Here is a 2228-nt window from a genome sequence, read left to right as displayed (position 1 = left end):
CACCGTGAACTGGAGGGCCTGATCGGTTTCTTTGTCAATACCCTGGCCTTGCGCGTCCGCTGCCATGACGGTCTCAGTGTCGCGGATTTACTGGCGCAGGTGCGGGAGCAGGCGCTGGCTGCCTATGCCCATCAGGATCTGCCCTTTGAACAGGTGGTGGAAGCCTTGCAGCCTGAGCGCAGCTTAAGCTACAGCCCGATTTTTCAGGTGATGCTGGCCCTGAACAACACCCCGGTTCCGGCATTGACGTTACCCGCACTCCGGCTGACACCGATGGGGTCGGTCCACCAGAGCGCCCATTTTGATTTAACGTTGTTACTGACAGAAACCGAAGCCGGTCTGGTGGGCGAGCTGGCCTATGCCACTGACCTGTTTGACGCCGCCACCGTTGAACGCATGGCCGGTTATTTAGTCAATGTACTGACCGCCATGGGCGCGGATGAGACGCAAGCCATTGCCACGCTGCCCATGCTGCCCGAATCGGAGCGGCAACACCTGCTGGGCTTTAATGGCCGTCAGGAAGATTTCCCGCCGGAGATGATCCACCCGCTTTTTGAGGCGCAGGCCGCCCACCGCCCTGACGCCATGGCGCTGGTTTTTGAGGGGCAAACCCTGAGCTATGGCGAACTGAACGGGCGCGCCAACCGGCTGGCCCATTATCTGATGGCGCGGGGGGTACGGCCGGCGGATCGGGTGGCCATCTGTGTCGAACGCAGTCCGGAGATGGTGGTGGGATTACTCGCCATTCTCAAGGCGGGCGGCGCTTATGTGCCGCTTGATCCGGCCTATCCCGCCGAACGGCTGGCGTATATGCTGGCGGACTCGGCCCCGGTGATCATCCTGACCCAGACGGCGTTAGCCGACAAACTCGCCAGTGCCCTGCCGACCGTCCTGCTTGACGATCTCCCCGATAACCCGGCCTCTTTCCTGACCGGACTGCCGTCGCACAATCCGGATGTACCGGGGCTGACCGCCCGCCATCCGGCCTATGTGATTTACACCTCGGGATCGACCGGCCAGCCGAAAGGGGTGATGGTCGAACACGCCCACCTCACCCGCCTGCTGGCCGCAACCCAGCCGCGTTTCCGGTTTGATGATCAGGACGTCTGGACCCTGTTCCACTCCTTTGCCTTCGATTTCTCCGTCTGGGAATTGTGGGGCGCCTTGTCTTACGGGGGCCGGCTGGTGGTCATTCCGGCAGACTGCGCCCGTTCACCGCAGCGGTTCTATTCGCTGCTGTGCCGTGAGCAGGTCACGGTACTGAACCAGACCCCCAGCGCTTTTCGCCAGTTGATGGCCGTACAGGATGCCACCCCGCATTCACTGCGCTGGATTATCTTCGGCGGGGAAGCGCTGGAGCTGCATACGCTGGCACCGTGGATTGCCCGCAATCCGCTCCGGCAAACCCGTCTGGTGAATATGTATGGCATCACCGAAATTACTGTCCATGCCACCTATCGCGAGCTGACGGCGTCCGATATCCACGCCGGACGCGGCAGCCTGATTGGTCAGCCCCTGGCCGATTTGCGGGTCTATATCCTTGACCCGCACGGCCAGCCGGTTCCCCTTGGCGTGACCGGTGAAATGTACATCGCCGGAGCCGGGGTGGCCCGTGGCTACCTGAACCGCCCTGAACTGACCGCCAAACGTTTTCTGGCCGATCCGTTCAGCCCGAATCCCGGAACCCGCATGTACCGGACCGGCGACCTCGGCCGCTGGCTGGCCGACGGCAATCTCGAATACCTTGGCCGCAACGACTTTCAGGTCAAGCTGCGCGGCTTCCGCATCGAGCCGGGTGAAATCGAGGCTCAACTCATGCGCTGCCCCGGGGTGCGCGAGGCGGTGGTGCTGGCCCGTGAAGCGGTTTCCGGCGAAAAAACGGCGGATCAGAAGCGGCTGGTGGCCTATCTGCGCCCGCAGGAGGGAGTTGAACTGGTTCCCGCCGACCTGCGCCGGCAGCTCGCCCGGCATCTGGCGGAGTACATGCTGCCCAGTGCCTTTGTCACGCTGGAGGCTTTCCCGCTGACCCCCAACGGCAAACTCGACCGGCAAGCGCTGCCGGCCCCGGATGCGTTCGCGCTGATCACGCGCGGCTATGAAGCCCCGCTCGGTGAGACGGAAACGGCGCTCGCCCGGATTTGGCAAGATTTGCTGGGACTGGATCGGGTCGGTCGCCATGATCACTTCTTTGAACTCGGCGGCCATTCGCTGATGATTGTCAGCCTGAT

1 protein-coding gene is annotated in these 2228 nt (G+C 62.8%); it reads left to right on the top strand.

Annotation, left to right across the window (positions count from 1 at the left end; translation table 11 throughout):
* On the top strand, positions 1 to 2228 hold a 2228-nt coding region (locus Xbed_RS18400; protein WP_139837541.1), incomplete at both ends, for a non-ribosomal peptide synthetase.

This window comes from Xenorhabdus beddingii (assembly GCF_002127545.1).
GTDB classification, from domain to species: domain Bacteria; phylum Pseudomonadota; class Gammaproteobacteria; order Enterobacterales; family Enterobacteriaceae; genus Xenorhabdus; species Xenorhabdus beddingii.
Note: the sequence above shows the minus strand (reverse complement) of the source record. Positions and strands in the feature narration are given on the sequence as shown.